The following is a 25,587-nucleotide window of genomic DNA, read 5'->3' as shown; positions in this document are numbered from 1 at the left end:
CGTGCACAGCCGTTGTCGGCTTTAGTTGAACATCGTGTCCGGGATAAAGGTGGCGATCTGCGGAATTGCGATGATCAGCACCAGTCCCACCACCATAGCCAGAAGGAAGGGCGTCACACCGCTGAACACGGTGGTCAGCGGCACCGAAGGTCCGGCCACGCCGCGCACCACAAAGACGTTCATTCCGACCGGCGGGGTGATCATCCCCATCTCGATGACGATCACCGCGACCACGCCGAACCAGATCGGATCGAAGCCGAAACCGGTGATCACCGGGAAGACGATCGGGATCGTGATGACCAGCATCGACAGCCCGTCCATGAACATGCCCAGCACCACATAGGCCAGCAGGATCACGATCAGCGTGCCATAGGCGCCCAGACCCAGCGTTTCGAGCTGCGCGCCGAGCGTTGCCGGAATGTGGGTGATGGCAAGGAACGGGTTCAGGACGTTGGCCCCGATCACCACCATATAAAGCATGGCGGAGGTCTTGAGCGTGTCGAGCACCGCGGCCTTGAACCCCGTCCAGTCGAGCTTGCGCTGCACCAGTGCCAGCAGGATCACCAGACCCGCGCCGATGCCCGAGGCCTCGACCGGGGTGAAGACCCCAAGGTAGATGCCGCCGATCGACACGATGATCACCCCGAAGAGCGGCCATGCCTCGGACGAGATGCGGATGCGCTCGGCCCAGGTCAGCTTTTCGCCTTTCGGGCCAATCGCCGGGTTCAGCGTGGCCTGGAGCCAGATCACCCCGATGAACAGCACGCTCAGCAGGATGCCCGGCAGGATCCCTGCCATGAACAGCCGCCCGATGCTTTCCTCGGTGAGGATCGCGTAGAGCACGAAGCCGGTCGAGGGCGGGATCAGAAAGCCCAGCGTGCCGCCCGCGGCAACGGATCCCGTCGCCAGCCCGTCGCTGTAGCCAAGGCGCTTCATCTGCGGCAGCGCCACTTTGCCCAGCGTGACCGCCGTGGCCACCGAAGAGCCCGAGACCGCCGAGAAAGCCGCGCAGCCGATCACCGAGGCCGAGGCCAGCCCGCCTTTGAAGCGGCCAACCCAAGCGTAGGCGGCATCATAAAGCCCGCGCGAATAGCCCGCCGCCGAGGCGATATTGCCCAGCAACACGAACATCGGCACGACGATCAGCGAGTAGGACGCGACCGCCGAGTAGCTTTCGGTCAGCAGCATGGCGCTGGCGCTTCGGAACCCCGACAGGGCCCAGTAGCCGAAGAAGCCCACCAACAGCATGGCGAAGGCCACCGGCGTGCGCAGGATCATCAGCAGGAAGAGGCAGGCGATACCGACAAGGCCTGCGGAAACATCCGTCATTGTTCCTCTCCGTAGATGATCACCTTCAGGATCTGCAGCGCAAAGACCAGCACGCAGAAGGCACAGCCGAGGGCGAGAATTCCGTAGAAGGGCCAGAGCGGCAGGCCCAGCATATTGGTGGTGTCGCCGAACTCGGCGGCATCCAGTGCCTTATAGACAGCGCGGTGGCACAGCACGCCCAGCACATAGCCCGACAGCAGCCGCGCCAGAACGTCCCCGGCCATGCGGCCAAAGCGGCCCAGCACGCGGTCAAAGACGTCGACGGTCACATGGCCGTTGAGATGGGTGCAATAGGGCAGCGCGGACATCACCAACGCCACGGCGGTCAGCTGGATGATCTCGTTGGAGCCGAGGATTGGCTGGCCGAAAACGTAGCGCAGCACCACACCGGCAAAGATCAGGACCACCAGCAGCAGCAGGGCCAGCCCGCCGATCACCGCGAGGATCGAGGTGGCCCTGTCGGAGATGACCGACAGGACCCGGGTTTCAGAGCGCGTCATGGCGCTTACTTCGACAGAGCGTCGACGATGGCCTGTGCGCTGCCGCCGGTCTCGGCGACGACGCTTTCCACCACGGGGGCGGCCAGATCGTTGAAGGCGGCGGCTTCCTCGGCGCTGAGCTCGATCACTTCGTGACCGTCCATCTCGGCAAAGGCTTCGACACCGCCAGCGGCAACCGACAGCTGCACCTCATTGGCCTTGACCGACGCTTCCTTGCCCGCTTCGAGCAGCGCGGCCTGCTGGTCATCGCTGAGGCTGCCAAAGGCGTCGCGGTTGGCGAGGATGAAGAACGGCGAGTTGGTGGTGTCCATGCCGATGGTCAGATAGGTCGCCACTTCGCCCAGACGGAACGCGCGGGTCGCGGTGGTGTCGATCATCGCGCCGTCGATCACGCCGGTCTGCATGGCGTTGTAGATCTCGCTGACCGGCATCGAGACCGGCGTCGCGCCCCATGCCTCGACCAGCAGGCCGGTGTTGCGCGAGGGCACGCGGATCTTCAGGCCCTTGATGTCGGCCGGGCTGCGCACGGCTTTGTCGCGGGTGTAAAGCTGGTTCGGCGCCGAGGACCACAGGCTGACCAGAATGGCGCGGCGGTACTCGGGCTGGAACAGCTCGATGTTGTTCCAGATGTCGGCGGTGCCGGTCTCGGTGTCCAGCACGCCCGGCAGTTCAGCGGTGAGCGTCAGCGGGAAGGTCGAGGCGGTGTAACCCGGCAGCGACACGGCAAGCTCGGCAACCCCGTCCAGCACGCGGCTGTACTGCTCGGCCGGGCCCGGGCCCAGTTCGCCACCGTTGTAGATGGTCACCGACAGATCGCCGCCCGACTTTTCTTCGACCGCCTTGGCGAAGGGCTCGAAGGCGCCTTCCGCATAGGGGTGGGTCGGGGCGAAGAAGCTGGCAAATTTGAAATTTTCTGCAAAGGCCGCAGTGGTGGAGGCGAGGCCAAGGGCCGCGGCAAGAATAACAGAACGCATGGTAATCCTCCCAAGATCACGCCTGCCTGCGTGACAGGCCGTGTGCGGCACAGGTTGTGCAGGCATCTCTCCGGAGGCACCAATACATTCGATGCATTTTTGCATAATTTCTTGCTATAGGTCTGGAAGCCCCTTCGCTGCACCGCGCAGGCAATCGAGCATCAGCTGCTGCGGGCGCGAGGCCAGCCAGCCCACGCGCATGGTCAGCCCGATCTGCCGCAGCGGTAGATTTTCCGTGACCTGCAGCTGCACAAGGTTGCGGCGGCTCAGTTCCGGCGCCGCCTGCCGCCCCGAGGTAAACGCCAGCGCATCGCTCAGATCGAGGTATTCGCGTATAAGCAAAATGAAACCTGCCTCGATGAGGCTGGCCGGAAGCGGCAGGTCGTGCGCCGCGAAAATCGCTTCGAACTGGTGCCTTAGCTGAGTGCCCGGGCCGGGCACGACCCAAGGGAAGCGGGCCAGTTCGGAGGGGTGCAGCGGCCCGCGACCGGCCAGCGGATGTCCGGGCCGGGCGACGATGGCGAAACGGTCATGAAACAGCGGTTCTTGCACCACGTCGGGCGCGGGCTGGGTGCCGCGCAGCGCGCCGAGCATCAGATCCACATCCCCCCGGCGCAGCGCCGCCAGCAGCATCTCATAAGTGCCATCGATCACCGAGACCCGCATGTTGGGGCGCGCCTGCCGGAAGGCTGCAAGCGCGCGCGGCAACAGCACAGAGCGCGAAAGCGGCAGCGTGCCGATCGCGATCCGCCCGGTCTCCCGCCCGTCGATCTCGCCAAGGTCCATGTCCGCCTGATCCAGCTCGCTCAGCGCCAGCCGAGCGCGCGGCACAAGCGCGCTGCAGGTGCGGCTCGGGATCAGCCCCTGAGGCGTGCGCTCGAAAAGCCGCTCGCCCGCCTCCTCTTCAAGCTGGCTGACGGCGCGGTGCACGGTGGGCTGCGCCAGATCGAGCGCCTTGGCCGCGAGGGTGAAACTGCCGGTATCATGCACCGCGATCATGCCCTGCAACTGACCGCTGGTGGCCAATGCGGGCAGCCGAGGCGAGATCGCACCAAGCGCCGCATCAAGCTGGCGGAACGCCCGGCACAGACGCGCGGCCAGCGCGGTGCCCCGCTCGTTGAGAATGAAGCCGCGGCTGGTCCTGTCGAAAAGCGCCCCGCCCGCCTGTGTCTCGAGCTTGCCCAGCATCTGGGTGACCGCCGGTTGCGAGACGTTGAACCGCTCGGCAGCGGCGGTGATCTGGGCCTCTTCGGCCACCGCCAGAAAAACCCTCAGGTGCCGCAGGTTGCGCGAAATCATCGTGCCGCGCCTCTTGCTCTGTCCATCACGCACCCCTGCCCTGCCGCCTGCCCCGCCGGTTATAACGCCGCGGCAGCAGCGGGGTCCATGCCGCTCAGAGCGGCAACAGAATGGGCAGAAGCGTGATGCAGACCGCCATGGTGACCAGCGTGAAGGGCGCGCCGATGCGCAGGAAGTCGGTGAACTTATAGCCTCCGGGCACCATCACCAGAAGGTTCACCGGCGACGAGACCGGCGTCATGAAGGCGGTCGAGGCTGCAAGCGCGACGCACATGGCGAAAGGATAGGGCGAGGCGCCAAGCCCGTCGGCCACCGCCATGGCCACCGGCCCCATCAGCACCGCCGTCGCGGTGTTCGAAATGAACAGGCTGAGCAAAGTGGTCGCAAGGAACAGCGCCGAGAGGATCGCGCGCGGCGGCATCTCGCCCATCAGCCCCAGCACCGCCTGCGCCGCCAGATCGACGCCCCCTGCCCGTTCGAGCGCGGTGGCAAAGGGCATCATCCCCGCGATCAGCACCAGCGTCTGCCAGTTGATCGCGCGGTAGGCGCCATCCATGCCGATGATGCGAAAGGCCCCCATGGCAAGGCAACCCAGAAGCGCGGCCTGCGCGTTGGGAAGCGCGCCGGTGGCCATCGCCAGCACCACCGCCAGCAGCACGGCCACGGCAAGCGGCGCACGGCGATGCTCGGGCGCCACCGCGTCGGCCTCTTCCGGCAGATCGAGCGGCAGCAGATCGCTGCGGTCTTCGGACATACGGCGCAGCGCGGGCCAGCGCCCAAGCAGCAGCAGCGTGTCGCCCGCGCGCAGCTTGGTGTCGGCACCCGCCCCCTCCAGCGGTCCGCTGCCGCGGCGCAGGCCGATCACGGTAAGCTCGCGGCGCGTCCGCAGCCGGGCCTCGGCGGGGCTGCGCCCGGCAAGGTGCGATCCGGGCGGCACCATGGCCTCGGCGATGCCGACCTCGCGGTCGGGGCGCGTGAGGTCCTCGGCGCCCAGAGACCGCATCTGCAACTTCCGGTCCCGGCGCCAGCCTTCAAGATCGAAGCTTTCGCCAATGACCCCCAGCAGCAGAATGTCCGACGATTGCAGCACCGTCTCGCGGGTCGGGCGCAGCATCTCGGTGCCCCAGCGGCGCGGGCGCTCGATGGTCAGGATGGTCACCCCGTCCCGGCCGCGCAGATCAAGCTCGCCAAGCTGGTGGCCGATGAGGTCGGAGCCGGGCGTGATCTGCAGCCGCGACAGCCGCCCGCGCAGCCCGTAGCTGTCGATCATCTCGGCCATATGGCGCCGCTCGGACACCGGCGGCGGGGCGTCCGGAGCCAGAAACCGCCCCGTGGCCAGCATATAGAGCATCGCCAGCACCAGAACCGGCAGGCCGAACGGCAGGAAGGCGAAGAAGGAAAACCCCTCGAGCCCGCGCCGTAGCAGTTCGGCATGGATCACCATATTCGGCGGCGTCGCGACCAGCGTGAGCATGCCGCTGATCAGCGCCGCCATCGACAGCGGCATCATCAGCCGCCCCGGTCCGATCCCGGCGCGGCGGGCGATGCCCAGCACGATGGGCACGAAAATGGCGACGACGCCGGTAGAGCTCATGAAGGCCGACAGCAGCGCCGCGGCGAGCATCAACAGCACCAGCAAAAGCCCCTCGCGCCCGCCGGCGCGGGTGGTGATCTGATCCCCCATCCATTGCGCCACGCCGGTGCGCACCAACCCCTCGCCAATGACGAAGAGCGCGGCGATGAGCACCACGCTGGAATCGGAAAACCCCGACAGCGCTTCGGACATGCTGAGCACGCCGGTGAAGGGCAGCGCGACCATCACCAAAAGCGCCACCGCATCCATGCGCGGCCTGCCCCGTGCGAAAAGCACGAGCGCCAGCACCAGCAGGCCGAGCACCATGGCCAGCTCGAGCGTCATCCGTGCCGCACCTCCATTGGCTGCGCCCGCCTGAAGCGGCGGGCTCAACCTTCAGTGAAGCTAGGATCTGTCGTGGTGATCAAGCGGAGTTCGGGGAATGCGGAACATCGCGCCCGGTGTCAGCTCGTGATGCTGAAACCCGTGGCGGTTGTAGAAGGCTTCGAGCGCGGGCTTGTCGAGCCCCTCTTCGCCGAACGGTTCGTGATGCAGCTCTATTCCCAGCTCGGCGTCATCCGCCGCATCCACCAGCTGCCGCAGGATACGATGCGCGATGCCCTGACCGCGATAGGTTGGCGCCACCCAGATGCCGCTGAGGATGAACCGTTTGTTCCACAGCGAATGCTCGATATAGGCGACGTTTTCGTGGCTGTTGCGGTAATAGGTCCGCTCGCCGGTATCGCCGACGCACGCGATCAGCCCCGGCACTTTGCCGAGGCGGGCCATCACCCGCTCGTATTTTGATTCGGCCTGTTGACGCGCGCGCTGTAGGCCCGCGTCCAGTTCATGGGTCAGCTCGGGATGGCGAATCTCGCAATAATCGCGCAGCCCGTGCTGCAGAGCGATTGCAACAAATGCACGCAACTCGTTCTCAAGGCGGGAAATTTCGGCCTGCTCCGCGCTCTTGCGACGCGGTGTGATATGGGGCCGGTACCCGCGATCAATGTCGGTATATGGCATGGTGTCCTCCCACGCCGATCATACAGGGTCATTCGTAACGGGACAGTAATTCTGGACATACCGTTTGCGCAAACACCGGCAATGAGCGGAGTTTGGGCGAGGATTGTATACCAATGGCCACCGCGCGGCCCCCAATCACAGGGATGCCGCGCGGCAGAAACTCTCAGACCGCCGCTTCGCGGGCGATCACATCCTGCATGGGCTCAAACAGCATCTCGGCCAGCAGGCCGGTAACTTCGGCCCAATAGGCATCGTCCGCCGAGACCGCAGGCGGCACGAAAGCCGCGCCGCGCAGGGCCTCGACGATCTCTTCGGCGTCCTTGCCCGCAGCCATGGCCTGCAACTCCGAGGCCCGCGGATCGCGCAGCTCGTAAGCGTCGCAATCATGCGTCGCACCGCTCACATGGCGCAGCCATGCCGCCGTCGCGAAGGTGAAGGCGCGGCAGTCCACGCCCTTGGCGCGCGCATCGGCCACCGCCGAGAAGATGCGCTGCGGCATCTTTTCCGACCCGTCCATGGCGATCTGGAAGGTCTCATGCGCGATCGCCGGGTTCTCGAAGCGGCTCGCCAGCGCGTCGGCATAGGCGGCCGTGTCGATGCCGGGAATCGGCGGAAGCGTCGCGGCGGCGGTGGCGAGATGGCGGCGCACCAGCTTGGCGAGCGGCGGGTTGGCCATCACGTCGCGCACATAGGTGCAGCCCGCGTGGAACCCGGCGTAGGCCAGCATCGAGTGGCTGCCGTTCAGCATCCGCAGCTTCATCGCCTCGAAGGCGGCGACGTCATCGGTGAAGATCGCGCCCGCAGCTTCCCAAGCCGGACGGCCCTGCGGGAAGTTGTCCTCGATGACCCATTGGCAGAAGCTCTCGGTCTCGATGGCGGCAAGGTCTTCGCAGCCGGTGAACTCGGCCGCCTCGGCCAGCGTCGAGACTGTGGCGGCGGGGGTGATCCGGTCGACCATCGTCGAGGGGAAGGCGACGTTGAGCGCGATCCATTCCGACAGATCCGGGTCGATGCGGCGGGCGAAATCCACCACCGCGCCGCGCAGCAGCACGCCGTTCTCGGGCAGGTTATCGCAGCACAGCACGGTGAAGGGCGCGAAGCCCGCATCACGGCGGCGGCGCAGCGCCTCGGTCAGCAGGCCGAGCACGCCCTGCGGCGCTTGCGGGCTTGCCAGATCGGCGGCGACAGCGGGATGCGCCACGTCGCAACCCTGCGCGGCGCGGTCGAGGCCATAGGCCTTTTCCGTCACCGTCAGAGACACGATCTTGGTGCCTTCGGCGGCCATGGCGGCAAGCGCGGGCTCGGGGTGGCCCGCCGAGCAGATCGCGTCGGCAACAGAGCCGATGACCTGCGCCGAGGTGCCCTCGGCCCCTTTGACGATCAGCGTGTAGAGCCCGTTCTGCGGGTGCAACTCGTCCGACGCCTTGGGCGAGCGCAGCGAGACGCCAAGGATGCGCCAGTCGCCGCCCTCTGCGGTCATCGCCAGATCGGTCAGCGCCGCCTGATGCGCCTTGTGAAAGGCGCCGAGGCCGAGGTGGACGATGCCCACCCCATGGGCCTGCGGATCATAGCCCGGACGCAGCGCCTCGGGCACTTGGGTCAGGGAGGTCAGCCTCATGCCGCCCCCGTGACCAGCTTGTGCTCGAAGCTGCGGTAGATGCCGCGCAGTTCCGCCAGCCCCTTGAGACGCCCGATCGCCGGGTAGCCCGGCTGCGCCTCGCGACCGATGTCATCGAGGATGTCCTGCCCGTGGTCGGGGCGGAAGGGGATCGACCAGTCGGCGCGGCCCTCGGCCTTGCGGCGGGTCTCTTCGGCGACCACGGCGGCGACCATGGCAACCATGTCGGTGTGGCCAGACAGGTGCTCGTCCTCATAGAGCGAGTTCATCACCTCGGTGCCTTCGATGCTGACGTTGCGCAGGTGCAGGAAGTGCACGCGATCCGCCAGCGCCTTGAAGATCTCGACCGGGTTGTTGTCAGGACGCGCGCCAAGCGAGCCGGTGCAGAGCGTCACGCCATTGGCGCGCAGGTCCACCGCATCGAGGATTTTGCGGTAATGCGCCTCGGTCGACATGATGCGCGGCAGGCCGAGCAGCGGGAAGGGCGGATCGTCGGGGTGGCAGCACAGGCGCATGCCGAGGTCCTCGGCCAGCGGCGTCACTTCCGACAGGAAGTCGATCATGTGCTGCTGCAGCTTTTCTTCGGAAATGCTGTCGTATTCCGCGAGGTGCAGCTTCACATCCTCGAGAGTGAATTTCTCTGCCGCGCCCGGCAGACCAAAGACGACGTTGCCCGCCAGCTTCTCTTTGAAGGCGTCATCCATCTTGGCGAAGCGCTCGGCGGCCTCGGCGACCACCGCTTCGGGGAAGCTCTCGGCGGCCCCGGCACGTTCAAGGATATGGATGTCGAAGGCGGCGAAATCGATCAGGTCGAACCGCATGCAGCGCGCACCGCTGGGGCGCTCCCACGCCAGATCGGTCCGGGTCCAGTCGAGCACCGGCATGAAGTTGTAGCAGATGGTCTCGAGACCCGCGTCGCGCAGGTGCCGCATCGAGATTTTCCAGTTCTCGATGTGGGTTTTCCAGTCGCCCTTCTGCTTTTTGATGTCTTCCGAGACGGGCAGCGATTCGACCACATCCCAGACCAGCGGCGACGGGCGGCCGTCCTTGCGGGTGGCGATCTCTTGCTGCCGCTGCGCGATTTCCTCGGGGGACCAGACGGTGCCGGTGGGCACGTGATGCAGCGCCGAAACAACGCCTTCAACGCCTGCTTGCATCATGTCGTCGATGCTCACGCGGTCTTTCGGACCGAACCAACGCCAGGTCTGACGCATCGCTATCCCTCCCTTTCGTCAACTGTTCCGGCACGCTCCGTGGTGCCGGTGGTGGTGGCCGGATCCATAGCAAGGGATTCCGATGTTGACTAGTATGGAAGTATGGAGCAATTTCCCGGCTCAGGAGGAGTGCCATGGGAATCGGAACAATCCAGATCGAGCAGGTCGACCTGTCGGCCCCTGTCGGCCCGCAGCTGACCAGGGCGCTGCGCCAGTGCATCAGCCGCAATCAGCTCGAACCCGGCACCCGCCTTTCAGAGGCCGAGATCGGCGCGCGCTTCGGCGTCTCCCGCCAGCCCGTGCGCGAGGCGTTCATCAAGCTGGCCGAAGAGGGCCTGCTTGAGATCCGGCCCCAACGCGGCTCTTTCGTGCGCAAGATTTCCGTCGGCGCGGTGATGGACGCGCGCTTCGTCCGCGAGGCGGTCGAGGCCGATATCGTCAAGCTCTGCGCCACCGCGCGCCCCGAGGGACTGGTCGAGGAGTTGCGCGCACAGATCGCCGCGCAAGCCGAGCTGGTCGACGAACACCCCACTGCCTTCGTGCCGCTCGACGACGAGTTCCACCACACTCTGGCGCGCGGCGCGGGCCGCCCTAACGCTTGGGCGGTCATCGTCGGCATGAAGAGCCAGATGGACCGGGTGCGCCAGATGACCTCGGCGCATTTCCCGCTCAAACACCTTATCGCCCAGCACACCGCGGTGGTCGACGCCATCGACGCGGGCGACCCGATTGCCGCAGAGACGGCCATGCGCGGACACCTGCAGATGATCCTTTCGGACCTGCCGGCCATCCGCGAGGCCTTCCCCGACTATTTCGACCCCGATGCCGCGTGAGTGCGTATGCGGCATCGTCCCCAAGCGACCTTGAAAGGGAGGACACCATGACCGTCGCAAAAACCCTGAAGACCCTCATGCTCACCGGCATTGCCACCGTTGCGCTGAGCGCCTCGGCCATGGCCGCCGACATGACGCTGAAGCTCGGCCACCCGGCCAATGAGGACAACATCTGGCACAAAGCCTCGATGAAGTTCGCCGAAGAGCTTGCCAGCCTCACCGACGGCCGCATCGAGGTCGAGGTCTACCCGAACGAGACGCTCGGCAAAGAGATGGACGTGATCAACGGCATGCAGCTTGGCACCGCCGACATGACCATCACCGGCGAGTCGCTGCAGAACTGGGCGCCGATGGCGGCCCTGCTGGCCGTGCCCTACGCCTATACCTCGCTCGAGGACATGGACGCAGCCGCCGGCGGCGAACTGGGTGACCGCATCGAGGCGCAGATCATCGACAAGGTCGGCATCCGCCCGATCGCCTATTTCGCCCGTGGTCCGCGCAACCTGACCTCGAACCGTCCGATTTCCACGCCCGAGGATCTCGACGGCCTGAAGATGCGCGTGCCGAACGTGCCGCTGTTCCTCAACGTCTGGAAGGCGCTTGGCGCAAGCCCGACCCCGATGGCCTTCTCCGAGGTCTTCACCTCGCTGCAGAACGGCACCATCGACGCGCAGGAAAACCCGCTGGCGCTGATCAAATCGGCGAACTTCAACGAGGTGCAGGGCTACGTCAACAAGACCGAGCACGTGCGTTCGTGGATCTACCTGACGATCTCGGAAATGGCGTGGAACCAGATGTCCGAAGAGGATCAGGCCAACGTCATGGAAGCCGCCAAGCGCGCGCAGGACTACGAGCGTGAGCTCTTCCTCGCCGACGAAGCGCAGCTGGTCGATCAGCTGACCGAACTGGGCATGGAGTTCAACGAAGTTGACACCGAAGCCTTTGCCGCCGCGGCCAAAGACGCGGTGCTTGCTTCGGTCTCCGACGAGATCAAGCCCGAGGTGGAAAAGCTCTTCGCCGAGTAATCCACCACCTATCGTGGGCCCCTTCTCCCTCCTCCGGGGCCCACGCTCCCGGGGCCGGACCCTCCTCCCCTCTTGGTCCGGCCCCATTTCTCTAATTTCACAGCGAGCCATCCCATGCAGAAGGTCGTCTCGATCCTGACCACCATCGCCCGCATCGCGACAGGGCTCAGCTTTCTTGCCATCATCGTCGCCGTCGTGATCCAGCTTCTGGGCCGTTCGGGGGTGATCGACGCGTTCGTCTGGACCGAAGAGCTGACCCGTTTCGCCCTGCTTTACCTTGCCGCTTTCGGGGTCGGACTGGCCTATAGATCCGGCGATCTGGTCAATGTCGACATCGTCTGCGAAGCCCTGCCGGGGCGCGCCCCTTGGGTGCTGCGCCTGATCTCGGCGGCGATCACCGTCGGCTTCGGCGTGCTGCTGATCAAGGCCACATGGCTTTATGTCTCGATCGGCGTGCGGCAGACCGCCCCGTCGCTCGGCGTCCGTATGGACTTCATCCACGCCTCGATGCTTGTTGCGCTGGTCTCCCTGAGCCTGTTCGCGCTGTTGCGCGTCATCGGGATGCTGACCCGCCAAGAGCAGGGGCTCCCCGAAAAATCCGAAGAGGAGCTCTGAAATGGAGCTGACTATCCTGCTTGGCTGCTTCCTCGGCGGCCTGATCATCGGCCTGCCGGTGGCAATCACCCTCGGCGTCTCGTCGATGGCCTATATCCTGTTCAAGGGCATGCCCCTCGTGGTGATCCCGCAAAAGATGTACGCGGGCATGGACAGCTTCGTGCTGCTCTGCATTCCGGGCTTCATCCTCGCGGGGAACCTGATGAACGCCGGTGGCATCACCGGGCGTATCGTGCGTCTGGCGCAGGCGCTTGTGGGCTGGATGCGCGGCGGTCTGGGTCTGACCAACGTCGCCGCCTCGATGCTGTTCGGCGGCATCTCGGGCACCGCCGCGGCTGACGCCGCATCGATCGGCGGCATGATGATCCCCGGCATGAAAAAGGCAGGCTACCCCGCCGACTTCTCTGCTGCGATCACCGCCGCCTCGTCGACCGTCGGGCCGATCATCCCGCCCTCGGTTCCGATGATCATCGTCGGCACGCTGTCGGGCATTTCGGTCGGCAAGATGTTCATCGCGGGCGCCCTGCCGGGCATCCTGATGGGCGTCGCGATGATGATCACCGCGTGGATCATCGCCAAGCGCAACAATTTCCCGCGTCAGGAATGGCAGGGTTTTGGCGAGCTGTGGAAAGCCTTCCTCGGCGCCTTCTGGGCCGTGGCCATGACCGGCTTTATCGTCGGCGGCCTGATGATCGGCTTCGCCACCCCGACCGAGACCGCCATCGTCGCCTCGATCTACGCTTTCGTCGTCGGCGCCTTCGTCTACCGCGGGCTGAAAATCCGCGACGTGCCGAAGATCCTGATCGACAGCGCCGTCTCTGCCGCCGCGATCCTCGTGCTGGTGGGGCTTGCCAACGTCTTTGGCTGGATCCTCGTCTCGGAGCGCATCCCGCAGATGATCGCGGACTCGGTGCTCTCGCTCACCGACAACAAGTTCCTGGTGATCCTGCTGATCAACCTCGTGCTGCTCTTCGTCGGCATGTTCATGGAGACGATCGCCGCGCTGATCATCCTCTTTGGGCCGCTGCTGGCGCTGGCCACCGGCGTGGGCGTCGATCCGCTGCACTTCGCGGTCTTTGCGGTGCTCAACCTGATGATCGGCCTGACCACCCCGCCCGTGGGCGTCTGCCTCTTCATCTGCGCGGGCATCGGGCGGATCTCGCTCTGGGAAGTGACCCGCGCGATCATGCCCTTCATCCTCACCAACATCCTTGTGCTGCTGCTCGTGTCTTACGTGCCGTTCTTCAGCACTTGGCTGCCTTCCTTCCTGTCGAACTAGGACATCACCATGACCAACCGCATCGCACGGCTGCACGGACAAAAAGACCTGCGCGTCGAGACCATCGAAGACCCGAGCCCCGCTGCGGGCGAGGTGGTGGTCGCGATCGGCGCGGGCGGCATCTGCGGCTCGGACATCCACTACTACGCCGACGGCGGCATCGGCACGATCCGGGTGCGCGAGCCGATCATCATCGGCCACGAGGCCGCGGGCACCGTGGTCGCGCTTGGCGAGGCGGTCGAGGGCGTGTCGGTGGGTGACGTTGTGGCGGTGAACCCGTCGCATCCCTGCGGCACCTGCAAGTTCTGCGCGCAGGGCGATCACCAGCACTGCATGAACATGCGCTTCAAGGGCTCGGCGATGTTCCTGCCGCACGAGCAGGGCTTCTTCCGCGACCGCGTCGCGATCGGGGCGGGCCAGTGCTACAAGATCGCCGAGGGCGTCCCCATGGCCGAGGCCGCGCTGGCCGAGCCGCTCGCCGTCTGCTGCCGCGCCCTGACCCGCGCCGTTCAGGTGGCCGGATCGCTCGAAGGCAAGCGCGTGCTGGTCACCGGCGCAGGCCCGATCGGCGCGCTCTGCGTGGCGCTCGCCAAGCATTACGGTGCCGCGGAAATCGTCGTCACCGACCTTCAGGATGCCACGCTGGCGGTGGCCAAACAGGTCGGCGCAACCCGCACGATCAACGTGGCCACCAATGGCGCCGAGCTTGCCGAGTATGAGGCCGAGAAAGGCCAGTTCGACCTCTGCTTCGAGTGCTCCGCCGCTGGCCCCGCGATCCGCTCCGCCATCGCCTGCACCCGCCCGCTTGGCACCATCGTGCAGGTCGGCGTGATGGGCGACACGCCGGTGCCGTTCAACATGCTGGTCTCGAAAGAGATCAACCTCTGCGGCACGCATCGCTTCGACGCCGAGTTCGGGCAGGCGGTCGAGCTGATCAACGGGCGCTCCATGACTTTGGCCCCGATCGTCACCCATTCGCTGCCGGTTGATGAGGCACCGGCGGCGGTGGAATTGGCGATGGACCGAGGCAAGGCGGTGAAGGTCCAGCTGACGTTCGGCTGATCTCCCGTCTTCCGCAGAGAGCCGCGCTGCCCACCCAGCGCGGCTCTCATTTTATTCAGGCCCTACTTATTCAGGCCCCATCCCTCGGACGCGGCCCTCAATGCGTCGGCTGACGCTCGGCCGACGGGCGCAGCGGCACCCCCGGCATGGCCGCGGCCAAAACGCCCATCGCGGCGATCAGTCGCTGGACCCCATTGCCCTCGCAAAGCAGCAGCGCATGCGCCTCTGCATCGCCCTGCCGCCCGCGCCGCATGGCCCGGAAAATGTTGAGGAACAGCCGCTCATGCCCGCACAGCCGCGCGGCGCAGCCGGGGCAATCCGGGTTGGAGAAGTTGAACGGGTTGCGCCGCGCATGGCGCATCTCCTGCACCGCGCGCAGCACGGCAAAAACCACCTCGGGCGCCTCCTGTGGGCCCAGCACCTGCTCGGCCCCCGACATGGCGCGCAGCCAGCCCTCGGATTGCGGATGCGCGAAGGACTGGAAGAAATAGCGCGCGATCATCAATACCGTCAGGTCGTGCCGCCCCAGTCCGGTCAGGTCCGAAATGCCCGCCGAGCCGCCGCAACGGGCGTGTCCCGGTCCTTGGGGTGTCGCGTGATGATCAGCCATAGTGCCTCCGACTGTCCGGGGGGTCGCCGCGCGACCCATTAGGGTGCCTGAGCTGGCGTCGAAGCTGGCCTCTTTTCATTTCTGACAGTTTTAATCAGATTAATCAAGCGCCGCGTGGCATGACCGGGCCGCATGGCGGAGTGTCGCAATTGGCGGTGGTTGCGCCCCCACCCTGCCCCTATCTCGGTCCCAAGCGACGATGACCCTGCCCGGAGTTCCCTGATGGCACAGGCCGAAGCACATCTTCATTCCGTCCCCACCGAAGGCTCCCTGCGGCGCGCGACGGTTCTCTTGATGCGCCATTGGCAGCGGCTCAGTGCCGCCGCCCGCCGCAGCCGCTTTCAATGCCCCGCCGGACCCGACTGGCTGCAACGCCGCGCCGAGACCAGCCGACCCGATCTGCTGCTTGGGCTGGAGGCGGATGGCGAGACCCGCGCGGTCATGGAGCTTTACCGCGCCGGGGCCGCGCATGCCGAAATCGCGCTGTCGGTCGAGGATGCCTATCAGGGTCGCGGCTACGGGCGGCGCCTCTTTGCCGCCGCGCTGGATCATGCCCGCGAGATGGGCGTCGAGACCGTCGAGGCCACCTTCAGCCATGACAACCGCGCGATGCTGCAGATCGCCCTTGGGGCCGGTGCCAAAATCGTCTCCGAACACGGCAACCGCTGCGCAACTGTACGCCTTTAAACCGTACGCCTCTAAGGTCCTGCGCCTTTAGACCTCCGCCGCCTCGCGCATGCGCGCCCGGCACCAGTCGGTGACCGACTCCACATCGGGGGGCAGAGCCTCGGCAAGATCCTCGGCGAAGGTCAGGAAGGCTTCGAGGTTGCCCTCATTCACCGCCACCAGCACCGGCACGCCCGACGACAGCGCCTCGCCAATCACCGGACGAAAGCCGCGACCGTCCACTTCCTGCTTGCCGAACTTATTCACCAGAAGCAGCGCCGCCCCCTTCGAGAGCCCGGCGCTCACCAGCCCGACAACCCGCTCCAGCCCCTGTGGATCTAGACGGCAACCGCGCGACAGCGCGCCCAGATCCTGACTGATCCGCACCACGTCCGCGCCGCTCAGCACCTGCAGATCCATGTGGCATTTGCTGGTCGGGCCGGTCTCGATGTTGTGCTGCACCGCGCCAGCCAGAGGCCAGCCCTCGGCGCGCAGCCGGTCAGCAACCTCGCGCATCAGCCGGTCCACCTCACCGCGACCCAGACCCGTTACGTACCCTAGCATGTCCGTCCCCTTGAAACTCCCCGGCGCAGGTTACAAGATGCCCAACGCGCAGGCCAGAGGAGGCGCAAGATCATCCGCATGCCCGAATTTCCCCTGCTCCCGAACCCCGCAGACGCGCGCCTCACGCGGCGCATCTCTGGCACCGACCAGACCGGTGCCGAGACAGAGATCTCGGTGGTCGAGGAGCGCCCGCTCACCATCTATCTCAACCGTCAGGAAATCGTCACCGCGATGACCATCGGCGACTACCCCGAGTATCTTGCGCTGGGATTCCTGCGCAATCAGGGGATGCTGCGCGCCGATGACGTGGTGACCGGCATCGACTATGACGACGAGATCGAGACCGTCGTCGTGCGCACCGAGCGCGAGACCTCCTATGAGGAGAAAGTGCAGAAAAAGACCCGCACTTCCGGCTGCGCGGTCGGCACGGTCTTCGGCGATATGATGGAGGGGCTCGAGGGTCTCACCCTCCCGCAGGCCGAGGTGCGCACCTCGTGGCTCTATGCTTTGGCGAAAGAGATCAACACCACTCCCTCGCTCTACCTAGAGGCGGGCGCGATCCATGGCACCGTGCTGTGTCAGCAGGACAAGCCATTGGTTTATATGGAGGATGTCGGGCGGCACAACGCCGTCGACAAGATCTCGGGCTTCATGTTCCGCCATGGGCTGAGCGCCGAGGACAAGATCCTTTACACCACCGGGCGGCTCACTTCCGAAATGGTCATAAAGACCGCGCTGATGGGCATTCCGGTGCTGGCCTCACGCTCGGGCTTCACCGCATGGGGCGTCGAGATCGCCCGGCAGGTGGGCCTCACGCTGATTGGCCGGATGCGCGGACAGCGCTTCGTCTGCCTCTCGGGCGAGGAGCGGCTGCTGCGCGACGTCGACCCGGCCTCGGTGCCCGAGGAAGACCGCAAGTCCCGTCGCAAATCCGCAGATGAGGCCGCCGAATGACCCGCCCATTGCAACAGCCCTTGGGGGTGATCCTCGCAGGTGGCCTCGCCACGCGCATGGGCGGCGGCGACAAGGGGTTGCTGGAGATCGGCGGCGAGCCCCTTCTGCAGCGCGTGATCGACCGGATCGAGCCGCAGGTGGGGGGACTGGCGCTCAACGCCAATGGCGATGCCGCGCGCTTTGCCCGCTATGGCCTGCCGGTGCTGCCCGACACGATCCCCGGCTTCCCCGGCCCGCTCGCGGGCGTGCTCGCCGGGCTCGACTGGGCCGCCGAACAGGGGGCTGACAGCATCGTCACCGTGGCCGCCGACACGCCGTTCTTCCCCTGCGATCTGGTGCCGCGCCTGCTGCTGGCCGCCGAAGATTGCCCGCACCTGCTGGCGCTCGCCTGCACGCCGCGCTCTGGCGACGAAGCGCTGAAATCCGGCGGCGGCAAGAAGATCAACCGGCACCCGACCTTCGGCCTCTGGCCGGTTTCGTTGCGAAACCACCTGCGTAGGGCGCTGGAGGAGGGCTTGCGCAAAGTGGTGCTCTGGACCGACCAGCACGGCGCCGGCGAAGCGCTGTTCCCCGCCAAGCCCTTCGATCCCTTCTTCAACGTCAACACGCCCGAGGATCTGGCGCGGGCCGAGGCGCTCGCCTCATGAGGATCTACGGCGTCACCGGCAGCAAGAACTGCGGCAAGACCGGGCTGATGGAGCGTCTGGTCGCCGAGTTCTGCGCCCGCGGCCTCTCGGTCTCGACGCTCAAGCACGCGCATCACAGCACCGATGTCGACCAGCCCGGACGCGACAGCTATCGCCACCGGCAGGCCGGGGCGCATGAGGTGCTGCTTGCCTCGCCGCACCGCTGGGCGCTGATGCACGAGCTGCGCGATGCCCCAGAGCCGCCGCTGTCCGAGCTGCTGACCAAGCTCTCCCCCGTCGATCTGGTGCTGGTCGAGGGCTACAAATCCGCGCCGCACCCGAAGATCGAGGCGCATCGCGCCGAGACCGGTAAACCGCTGCTTTCGCCCGCGAACCCCAGCATCCGGGCCGTCGCCGCCGACAGCGCGGTGGACACCGCCCTGCCGCGCTTCGATCTGAACGACACCGCCGCCATCGCCGATTTCATCGCGCGCGAGGTCGGGCTGTGAGATTTGACACCTTCGTCGTCGTGGACTGGTCCGGGGCGTCGAAACCCTCGCCCGTGGGCGAGAGCAAGGATGCCATCTGGATCGGCATCGCCCGCGACGGGACCATAGAGGCCAGCTATCACCGCACCCGCGAGGCGGCGACCGAGACGCTTGCGCAGCTATTCGAGGCAGAGCGCGCCGCCGGGCGGCGGGTGCTGGCGGGGTTCGACTTCCCCTTCGCCTATCCCAAGGGATTTGCCGAGGCGTTAACCGGGCGCTCGGACCCTTTCGCGATCTGGGAGGCGCTGGCGCAGCGGATCGAAGACGCGCCCGACAATACCAACAACCGCCTCGAGGTGGCCGCAGAGATCAACCGTCTCTTCCCCGGAAGCGGCCCGTTCTGGGGCAACGGCATGGCGCGCGACATCCAAGACCTGCCGCGCACCAAGCAGGGCTATGCCAATCCCTTCGCCGAGACCCGCACCTGCGATGAGACCCCCGGCGCGCAGCCGGTCTGGAAGCTCGCCGGGGCCGGATCCGTCGGCTCGCAAGGGCTTTTGGGCATTCCGCGGCTGCAGGCGCTGCGCGAGCGGTTCGGCAAGGACATCGCCGTGCGCCCCTTCGAGCAGCAGGACGCGCCCCTCGTGCTGGTCGAACTTTTCCCCTCGCTGATCAAAGGCACGGTGGCGGCGCTGGCCGAGCCCGATGAGATCAAGGACCGCGCGCAGGTGCGGGTGCTGGCCGGGGCGCTGCGCGCGCTCGATCCGGCGCTGCTCGACGCCCTCACCCGCGCGGGCGATCCGGAAGAGGGCTGGATCCTCGGCCTCGGGCATGAGAGCAGTCTTTCCGACGCCGCGCAGTCCGCCTTTCCACAGCTTCCCGAGCCCGCCATGCCTGCTGAGACCCCTAGCGCCAACGATGACCTGCAGCCGCCGCGCCTGCGCAACGACTGTTTTGCCATGCCGCAGGGCGTGTCGTGGATGCCGGTGGACGAGGCGCTGAGCAAGCTGCGCGAAGCCCTGCGCCCGGTCACCGGAACCGAGACCGTTCCGACCTCCGAAGCTGCGGGGCGCGTGCTGGCGGCGGATGTTGCCGCGATCCGCTCGAACCCGCCGATGCCGAACTCGGCGGTGGATGGCTACGGCTTTGCCCATGCCGCCACCGGCAGCGGCGTGCAGCGCCTGCCGCTGGTCGCGGGCCGTGCGGCCGCCGGGCAGCCCTACCCGCATGCGGTGCCGCCGGGCCACGCGGTGCGCATTCTCACCGGGGCGATCCTGCCCGAGGGGGTGGATACGGTGGTGCTGGAAGAAGACACCAACAGCGACGCCACCACGGTTGTCTTCGACGGCCCCATCAAGCCCCGCGCCAACACCCGCAAGGCGGGCGAGGATGTGGCCGCCGGGGCCGCCGCGCTGCAAAAGGGCCGCCGCCTGCGCGCCCCCGAGCTTGCCCTTGCCTCGGCCTTGGGGATTGCGCAGCTGCCGGTGCACCGCCCGCTGCGCGTTGGCGTGCTGTCGACCGGCGATGAGATCATTCCGGCACCGTCAATGCCCGCAGAGCCGCATCAGATCTGGGACGCGAACCGCCCGATGCTGCTGTCGCTGGCGCAGGGCTGGCAGTTCGAGCCGGTGGATCTGGGGCATGTCAGGGATGACGCGGGCCTGATCGAGGCGCGGCTGAACGAGGGCGCGCGGGAGGCCGATGTGATCCTCACCTCCGGCGGCGCCTCTGCGGGGGATGAAGATCACGTCTCGGCCCTGTTGCGCGCGCGCGGCTCGCTGTCGGCGTGGCGCATCGCGCTGAAACCCGGACGTCCGCTGGCGCTGGCGATGTGGGAGGGCGTTCCAGTGTTTGGCCTGCCGGGCAACCCGGTCGCGGCGCTGGTCTGCGCGCTGGTCTTCGCGCGTCCCGCGCTGTCGCTGATGTCCGGCGCGGGCTGGACCGAGCCGCGCGGCTTCACCGTTCCCGCCGCCTTCTCCAAGCGCAAGAAACAGGGCCGCCGCGAGTATCTGCGCGCGCGGCTCACCGACGACGGCCACGCCGAGGTCTTTGCCTCTGAAGGGTCGGGCCGGATCAGCGGTCTGTCATGGGCCGATGGGCTGGTGGAATTGCCGGATGCCGCCATGGACGTAGAGCCGGGCACCCCGGTGCGCTACATCCCCTATGCGTCCTTCGGGCTGATCTGAACTCAGCCCTTCCGAACCAGATAGACCTGCGCCTCTGCCTCTTCGGCTGTGCCGATCAGGTCGTGCCCGGCCTCATTGCAGAAATGCGGCACGTCGATCACGGCGGCCGGGTCGGTGGCGATGATGCGCAGCACGTCGCCCGTGCCCATGGACTGCAGCCGCTTGCGCGCCTTCAGCACGGGAAGCGGGCAAAGCAGCCCGCGGGCGTCGAGTTCCTGTGTCCAAATCTGATCGCTGGTCATCTGCTTTGCTTAGGCAAGAGCTGCGGCGCTGTCCATCCTTTGCGTTCTTCGCTTGATAGGGATTCTCTATCAACTGACGGGATACCGATATTGACCTGAAATGAGCCGATGCCTCACAACCGATCAACCCACCGACGTGAAAGGGAGGCACTCGATGGCGCTCGACGAGCAGCAGGGAATCTGGAAATCCGGACGCAAGGGCGGCAAGGGCCGCGCCACGCCCAAGGGGCGGCAGCTGGAGGATCAGGCATGGGACGAGGTCCGCGCCTTGCTCGGCGACCAGCCGCGGCGGCGTGACCTGCTGATCGAGTTTCTGCATCTCATTCAGGACCGCTATGGGCATCTGTCCGCCGCGCATCTGCGCGCGCTGGCCGAAGAGATGCGCCTGTCGATGGCCGAGGTCTGGGAAGTGGCGACCTTCTACGCCCATTTCGACCCGGTGAAAGAAGATGCGACCCCGCCCCCCGATCTGACCATCCGCGTCTGCGACTCGCTGTCGTGCGAGATGGCGGGCTCTGAGGCGCTGTTCGACGCGCTGGCCGCCGGGCATGATCCGGCCAAGGTGCGGGTGCTGCGCGCGCCCTGCATGGGCCGCTGCGACACCGGGCCGACGGTCGAGATCGGCCATCTGCACGTGGATCACGCCACCCCCGAGAAAATTCAGGCGGCGCTCGACAAAGGCGATTTCGAGCCGGTGATCCCCAATTATCAGGGCTTTGACGCCTATCGCGCCGCGGGCGGCTATGAAGAGCTGCTGGCGCTGCGGGGCAGCGGCGACTGGCAGCAGGTGCAGGAGGCGATCTTTGCCGCCGGGCTGCGCGGCATGGGCGGCGCGGGCTTTCCCTCGGGCAAAAAGTGGGAGTTCGTGCGCGCCAATCCCGGCCCGCGCTATCTGGCGGTGAACGGCGACGAGGGCGAGCCCGGCACCTTCAAGGACCGCTTCTATCTCGAGCGCACCCCGCATCTGATGCTTGAGGGCATGCTGATCGCCGCATGGGCGGTGGAAGCAGAGAAGTGCTTTATCTACATGCGCGACGAATACCCGGCGATCCTGCACATCCTGCATAAGGAGATCGCCGCGCTTGAGTCGGCGGGGCTGGTGGCGCCGGGCTATATCGACCTGCGCCGCGGCGCGGGTGCCTATATCTGCGGCGAAGAGTCGGCGATGATCGAGTCGATCGAGGGCAAGCGTGGGATGCCGCGGCTGCGCCCGCCCTATGTGGCGCAGGTGGGCATCTTCGACCGCCCGACGCTGGTGCATAACGTCGAGACGCTGCATTGGATCGCCCGCATCACCCGCGAAGGCCATGAGATCAAATCCGAGGTCGCGCGCAACGACCGCAAGGGGCTGCGCAGCTATTCGCTCTCGGGGCGCGTGGCCAATCCCGGCGTCTATGTGCTGCCCGCGGGCAGCACGATCAACGATCTGATCGGCGCCGCCGGGGGCATGGCCGAGGGCCATGTGTTCAAGGCCTATCAGCCGGGCGGGCCCTCCTCGGGGCTGCTGCCCGCCACGCTGGGCGATGTGCCGCTGGATTTCGACACGCTGCAGCCGCATGGCACCTTCATTGGATCGGCGGCCGTGGTGGTGCTGTCGGACAAGGACAGCGCCCGCGGCGCGGCGCTCAACATGCTGAAGTTCTTTGAAAAGGAAAGCTGCGGGCAATGCACCCCCTGCCGTGTCGGCTGCGAGAAGGCGGTGAAGCTGATGCAGGCCGAGACATGGGATGGCGATCTGCTTGAGGACCTGTGCCAAGTGATGACCGACGCCTCGATCTGCGGCCTCGGTCAGGCCGCTCCGAACCCGATCCGGCTGGTGATGAAGCACTTCCCCGAGGAGGTGAAATGATGCGCGTTCCCTCCCCCCGCCCTCTCCGGGACGCGCAGCAGCGCGGCCGTGGCGCTCAGTTCGCCGCGGCCGCGTCCGAACCGCAGCACAGCCATCGGGAGGCATGAGCCATGGCCGACGGATCGAACATTCCCCAGACCTCTTTCATCCTCGACGGAAAAGAAGTGAGCGCCTTTCCGGGTGAGACCATCTGGCAGGTCGCCAAACGCCTTGGCACCACCATCCCGCATCTGTGCCACAAGGATGCGCCGGGCTACCGGCCCGACGGCAACTGCCGCGCCTGCATGGTCGAGATCGACGGCGAGCGCACGCTGGCCGCCTCCTGCTGCCGCGCCCCTGCCGAGGGCATGACGGTCACCACCGACAGTGCCCGCGCCAAGAAATCGCGCGAGATGGTCATGGAGCTTCTGCTCGCCGACCAGCCCGCGCGCGCCGAGGCGCATGACCGCAGCTCGCATCTGTGGGACATGGCCGAGATGACCGGCGTCAGCGAGAGCCGCTTTCCGAAGCTGGAAGAGGCGCGCATCCCGCTGCTCGACGACAGCCATGTGGCGATGAAGGTCAATCTCGACGCCTGCATCCAGTGCAACCTTTGTGTGCGGGCCTGCCGCGAAGTGCAGGTGAACGATGTGATCGGCATGGCGGATCGCGGGCATGACGCCTTCCCGGTCTTCGACATGGACGACCCCATGGGCGAAAGCTCTTGCGTGGCCTGCGGCGAATGCGTGCAGGCCTGCCCCACCGGCGCGCTGATGCCCGCAACCGTGGTGGATGAGGCGCAGCACGGCGACAGCCGCGATTTCGACGAGGCGGTGCAATCGGTCTGCCCGTTCTGCGGCGTCGGCTGTCAGGTCTCGCTGAAGCTCAAGGACGGCAAGGTCAAATACGTCGAGGGCATTAACGGCCCCGCCAACGAGGGGCGGCTCTGCGTCAAGGGGCGCTTTGGCTTCGACTACATCCACCACCCGCACCGGCTGACCAAGCCGCTGATCCGTCTTGAGGGCGCTCCGAAGGGGCTGAACGTCGATCCCGCCAACCCCTTCAGCCATTTCCGCGAGGCATCGTGGGATGAGGCGATGGAGGCCGCGGCCAGCGGTCTGGCCAAGCTGCGCGATACGGGCGGCGAGACGGTGGCGGGTTTCGGCTCGGCCAAATGCACCAACGAAGAGGCCTATCTCTTTCAAAAGCTGATCCGTCAGGGGTTTGGCCACAACAACGTCGATCACTGCACGCGGCTGTGCCACGCCTCATCGGTCTCGGCGCTGATGGAGAACGTCGGCTCTGGCGCGGTCTCGGCCACCTTCAACGAGATCGAAAACGCCGATGTTGCCATCGTCATCGGCGCCAATCCGATCGAGAACCACCCGGTCGCCGCGACCTTCTTCAAGCAGTTCGCGCAGCGCGGCGGCAAGCTCATCGTCATGGACCCGCGCGGCCATGCGCTGAAGCGTTTTGCCAGCCATATGGTGCAATTCCGCCCCGGTGCGGATGTGCCTCTGCTCAATTCGATCATGTCGGTGATCGTCGAGGAAGGGCTTTACGATCAGGGCTATATCGACCGTTTCACCGAGAACTGGGAGGCCGAGAAGCAGCACCTCGCGGGCTTTGCGCCCGAGACGCTGGAGGATCTGACCGGCATCGACGCCGCCATGGTGCGTGACGTGGCGCGGACCTTTGCGCAGGGCAAGGCGGGGCTCATTTTCTGGGGCATGGGGGTCAGCCAGCACATCCATGGCACCGACAATTCGCGCTGCCTGATCAGCCTTGCGCTGATGACCGGCAACGTCGGCAAGCCCGGCGCGGGCCTGCACCCGCTGCGCGGCCAGAACAACGTGCAGGGTGCCTCGGACGCGGGGCTTATCCCGATGTTCCTGCCCGATTATCAGGATGTGACCGACGACGGCGTGCGCTCGGCCTTCACCGAGATCTGGGGGTCTGACGATTTCAGCGCTCAGAAGGGTCTGACGGTCACCGAGATCATGGACGCGGTACATGCGGGCGACATTCGCGGCATGTATATCCTCGGCGAGAACCCGGCGATGTCGGACCCGGATGTGGTGCACGCCCGCGCCGCGCTCGCCAAGCTCGAGCATCTGGTGGTGCAGGACATTTTCCTCACCGAGACCGCGAATTATGCCGATGTGATCCTGCCCGCCGCCGCCTTCTACGAAAAGACCGGCACGGTGACCAACACCAACCGGCAGGTGCAGATGGGCCGCGCCGCCGCAACGCCGCCGGGCGAGGCGCGCGAGGATTGGGCGATCACCACCGAGCTGGCGCAGCGGCTGGGGCTGGGCTGGAGCTACGCCCATCCGCGCGAGGTCTTTGCCGAGATGACGCTGGGCATGCCCTCGCTCGACAACATCAACTGGGACCGGCTGGAGCGCGAGAACGCCGTCACCTACCCCTCGCTCTCGCCCGAGGACCCCGGCCAGCCCATTGTCTTTGCCGATGGCTTCCCCCGCGAAGGGGGCCGGGCGCGGTTCACCCCGGCCTCGGTGATCCCGCCGGACGAGACGCCCGACGCCGACTACCCGATGATCCTGACCACCGGGCGGCAGCTCGAGCATTGGCACACCGGCTCGATGACCCGCCGCTCGAAGGTGCTGGATGCGGTGGAGCCGGGGGCGAACTGCTCGCTGCACCCATCGACCCTGCGCAAGCTGGGGGTGGAGCCCGGCGGCATGGTCAAGCTGCAGACAAGGCGCGGCGAGATCGAGGTGATGGCCCGCGCCGACCGCGCGGTGGCGCCGGACATGGTGTTCCTGCCCTTCGCCTATGTGGAGGCGGCGGCCAATATCCTGACGAACCCGGCGATCGACCCCTACGGCAAGATCCCCGAGTTCAAATTCTCGGCGGTGCGGGTGACGGCGGCGTAGCGGGGCGGAAGCCGGGCGGGCGCCAGCCCGTGGGGTGGCGCTGTAACTTTCGAGGTCTGCGCTTTATCCCGCCCAAGTCCGGCTGAAATCCGTTCGGTGCGCAAAGATGACAAAGCGCCAGCCCGGCGGGATCGAGGCCGAAGGCCGCCGGGCAGGCGCCTGCCCGGCGGCCTTCGGCC

General features: G+C 66.6%; 23 protein-coding genes. 12 read left to right on the top strand and 11 right to left on the bottom strand.

Translation table 11 applies throughout. From position 1 onward, the window contains the following. Positions 1 to 21 precede the first annotated feature (21 nt). The 8 genes from G0A00_RS16670 to uxuA form a co-directional block, all read right to left on the bottom strand. The gene (locus G0A00_RS16670; protein ID WP_164180755.1) at positions 22 to 1,329 is read right to left on the bottom strand and encodes a TRAP transporter large permease; all 1,308 of its coding nucleotides are present in this window, start codon (positions 1,327 to 1,329) and stop codon (positions 22 to 24) included. Then, positions 1,326 to 1,829, bottom strand: a complete 504-nt coding sequence (locus G0A00_RS16665) for a TRAP transporter small permease (protein ID WP_164180753.1) — start codon at positions 1,827 to 1,829, stop codon at positions 1,326 to 1,328. Before G0A00_RS16665 ends, G0A00_RS16670 begins: the two co-directional genes overlap by 4 nt. A 5-nt stretch (positions 1,830 to 1,834) precedes the next feature. Next, on the bottom strand, positions 1,835 to 2,803 hold the full coding sequence (locus G0A00_RS16660) for a TRAP transporter substrate-binding protein (RefSeq protein WP_235952983.1): 969 nt from the start codon (positions 2,801 to 2,803) through the stop codon (positions 1,835 to 1,837). 114 nt (positions 2,804 to 2,917) lie between these two features. Beyond that, entirely contained in the window at positions 2,918 to 4,102 is a 1,185-nt protein-coding gene (locus G0A00_RS16655) for a LysR family transcriptional regulator (protein ID WP_164180751.1), read from the bottom strand. A gap of 94 nt (positions 4,103 to 4,196) precedes the next feature. Continuing rightward, complete coding sequence (locus tag G0A00_RS16650; protein WP_164180749.1) at positions 4,197 to 6,020, bottom strand: SLC13 family permease; 1,824 nt, start codon at positions 6,018 to 6,020, stop codon at positions 4,197 to 4,199. A 60-nt stretch (positions 6,021 to 6,080) separates the two neighbouring features. After that, positions 6,081 to 6,698, bottom strand: coding sequence for a GNAT family N-acetyltransferase (locus G0A00_RS16645; protein ID WP_164180747.1), 618 nt, complete (start codon positions 6,696 to 6,698; stop codon positions 6,081 to 6,083). 163 nt (positions 6,699 to 6,861) lie between these two features. Beyond that, positions 6,862 to 8,316, bottom strand: coding sequence for a mannitol dehydrogenase family protein (locus G0A00_RS16640; protein WP_164180746.1), 1,455 nt, complete (start codon positions 8,314 to 8,316; stop codon positions 6,862 to 6,864). Continuing rightward, positions 8,313 to 9,530, bottom strand: a complete 1,218-nt coding sequence (uxuA, locus tag G0A00_RS16635) for a mannonate dehydratase (RefSeq protein ID WP_164180744.1) — start codon at positions 9,528 to 9,530, stop codon at positions 8,313 to 8,315. The genes G0A00_RS16640 and uxuA overlap by 4 nt, the downstream gene beginning before the upstream one ends. A 134-nt stretch (positions 9,531 to 9,664) precedes the next feature. Here uxuA and G0A00_RS16630 point away from each other — a divergent pair, with 134 nt between their 5' ends. The 5 genes from G0A00_RS16630 to G0A00_RS16610 all read left to right on the top strand — a co-directional run bounded on the left by G0A00_RS16630 (position 9,665) and on the right by G0A00_RS16610 (position 14,344). Then, the gene (locus tag G0A00_RS16630; protein ID WP_164180742.1) at positions 9,665 to 10,363 is read left to right on the top strand and encodes a GntR family transcriptional regulator; all 699 of its coding nucleotides are present in this window, start codon (positions 9,665 to 9,667) and stop codon (positions 10,361 to 10,363) included. A 47-nt stretch (positions 10,364 to 10,410) separates the two neighbouring features. Beyond that, positions 10,411 to 11,388 (top strand): TRAP transporter substrate-binding protein, encoded by a 978-nt coding sequence (locus tag G0A00_RS16625; RefSeq protein WP_164180740.1) that lies wholly within the window; start codon positions 10,411 to 10,413, stop codon positions 11,386 to 11,388. A gap of 114 nt (positions 11,389 to 11,502) precedes the next feature. Continuing rightward, on the top strand, positions 11,503 to 12,003 hold the full coding sequence (locus tag G0A00_RS16620) for a TRAP transporter small permease (RefSeq protein WP_164180737.1): 501 nt from the start codon (positions 11,503 to 11,505) through the stop codon (positions 12,001 to 12,003). Position 12,004: 1 nt separating this feature from the next. Continuing rightward, the gene (locus G0A00_RS16615; RefSeq protein WP_164180736.1) at positions 12,005 to 13,282 is read left to right on the top strand and encodes a TRAP transporter large permease; all 1,278 of its coding nucleotides are present in this window, start codon (positions 12,005 to 12,007) and stop codon (positions 13,280 to 13,282) included. Positions 13,283 to 13,291: 9 nt separating this feature from the next. After that, complete coding sequence (locus G0A00_RS16610; RefSeq protein WP_164180734.1) at positions 13,292 to 14,344, top strand: L-idonate 5-dehydrogenase; 1,053 nt, start codon at positions 13,292 to 13,294, stop codon at positions 14,342 to 14,344. 97 nt (positions 14,345 to 14,441) lie between these two features. On the opposite strand, the gene G0A00_RS16605 is transcribed toward G0A00_RS16610, so the two are convergent. Next, entirely contained in the window at positions 14,442 to 14,954 is a 513-nt protein-coding gene (locus tag G0A00_RS16605; protein ID WP_164180731.1) for a hypothetical protein, read from the bottom strand. 222 nt (positions 14,955 to 15,176) lie between these two features. On the opposite strand from G0A00_RS16605, the gene G0A00_RS16600 reads away from it, so the two are divergent. Further along, positions 15,177 to 15,641 (top strand): GNAT family N-acetyltransferase, encoded by a 465-nt coding sequence (locus G0A00_RS16600; RefSeq protein WP_164180729.1) that lies wholly within the window; start codon positions 15,177 to 15,179, stop codon positions 15,639 to 15,641. A 27-nt stretch (positions 15,642 to 15,668) separates the two neighbouring features. Here the strand turns inward: G0A00_RS16600 and G0A00_RS16595 are convergent, their stop codons facing one another. Then, a complete protein-coding gene (locus G0A00_RS16595) occupies positions 15,669 to 16,184 on the bottom strand; it encodes a DUF2478 domain-containing protein (RefSeq protein WP_164180727.1) in 516 nt (171 codons plus the stop codon). A 78-nt stretch (positions 16,185 to 16,262) separates the two neighbouring features. Here G0A00_RS16595 and G0A00_RS16590 point away from each other — a divergent pair, with 78 nt between their 5' ends. From G0A00_RS16590 to glp, 4 genes are read left to right on the top strand one after another with little or no spacing between them, the layout of a single operon-like run. After that, positions 16,263 to 17,138 (top strand): formate dehydrogenase accessory sulfurtransferase FdhD, encoded by an 876-nt coding sequence (locus tag G0A00_RS16590; RefSeq protein ID WP_164180725.1) that lies wholly within the window; start codon positions 16,263 to 16,265, stop codon positions 17,136 to 17,138. Then, a complete protein-coding gene (gene mobA, locus G0A00_RS16585; RefSeq protein ID WP_164180723.1) occupies positions 17,135 to 17,785 on the top strand; it encodes a molybdenum cofactor guanylyltransferase MobA in 651 nt (216 codons plus the stop codon). Before G0A00_RS16590 ends, mobA begins: the two co-directional genes overlap by 4 nt. Continuing rightward, positions 17,782 to 18,273, top strand: coding sequence for a molybdopterin-guanine dinucleotide biosynthesis protein B (mobB, locus tag G0A00_RS16580; protein WP_164180721.1), 492 nt, complete (start codon positions 17,782 to 17,784; stop codon positions 18,271 to 18,273). The genes mobA and mobB overlap by 4 nt, the downstream gene beginning before the upstream one ends. Then, positions 18,270 to 20,438: a gephyrin-like molybdotransferase Glp gene (gene glp / locus G0A00_RS16575; RefSeq protein ID WP_164180720.1), complete on the top strand. Its 2,169-nt coding sequence runs from the start codon at positions 18,270 to 18,272 to the stop codon at positions 20,436 to 20,438. The genes mobB and glp overlap by 4 nt, the downstream gene beginning before the upstream one ends. Positions 20,439 to 20,440: 2 nt before the next feature. On the opposite strand, the gene G0A00_RS16570 is transcribed toward glp, so the two are convergent. Next, positions 20,441 to 20,680, bottom strand: a complete 240-nt coding sequence (locus G0A00_RS16570) for a sulfurtransferase TusA family protein (RefSeq protein WP_164180717.1) — start codon at positions 20,678 to 20,680, stop codon at positions 20,441 to 20,443. Between the two features lie 154 nt (positions 20,681 to 20,834). Here G0A00_RS16570 and G0A00_RS16565 point away from each other — a divergent pair, with 154 nt between their 5' ends. Together G0A00_RS16565 and fdhF are read left to right on the top strand one after the other, a co-directional pair. Continuing rightward, the gene (locus tag G0A00_RS16565; RefSeq protein WP_164180716.1) at positions 20,835 to 22,529 is read left to right on the top strand and encodes an NAD(P)H-dependent oxidoreductase subunit E; all 1,695 of its coding nucleotides are present in this window, start codon (positions 20,835 to 20,837) and stop codon (positions 22,527 to 22,529) included. Positions 22,530 to 22,639: 110 nt separating this feature from the next. After that, positions 22,640 to 25,408: a formate dehydrogenase subunit alpha gene (gene fdhF / locus G0A00_RS16560; RefSeq protein ID WP_164180715.1), complete on the top strand. Its 2,769-nt coding sequence runs from the start codon at positions 22,640 to 22,642 to the stop codon at positions 25,406 to 25,408. Positions 25,409 to 25,587 lie beyond the last annotated feature (179 nt).

This window comes from Salipiger sp. PrR002 (genome assembly GCF_010500775.1).
Taxonomy (GTDB): domain Bacteria; phylum Pseudomonadota; class Alphaproteobacteria; order Rhodobacterales; family Rhodobacteraceae; genus Salipiger.
The sequence above is the reverse complement of the archived record's forward strand: the minus strand, read 5'-3'. Positions and strand labels throughout refer to the sequence as shown.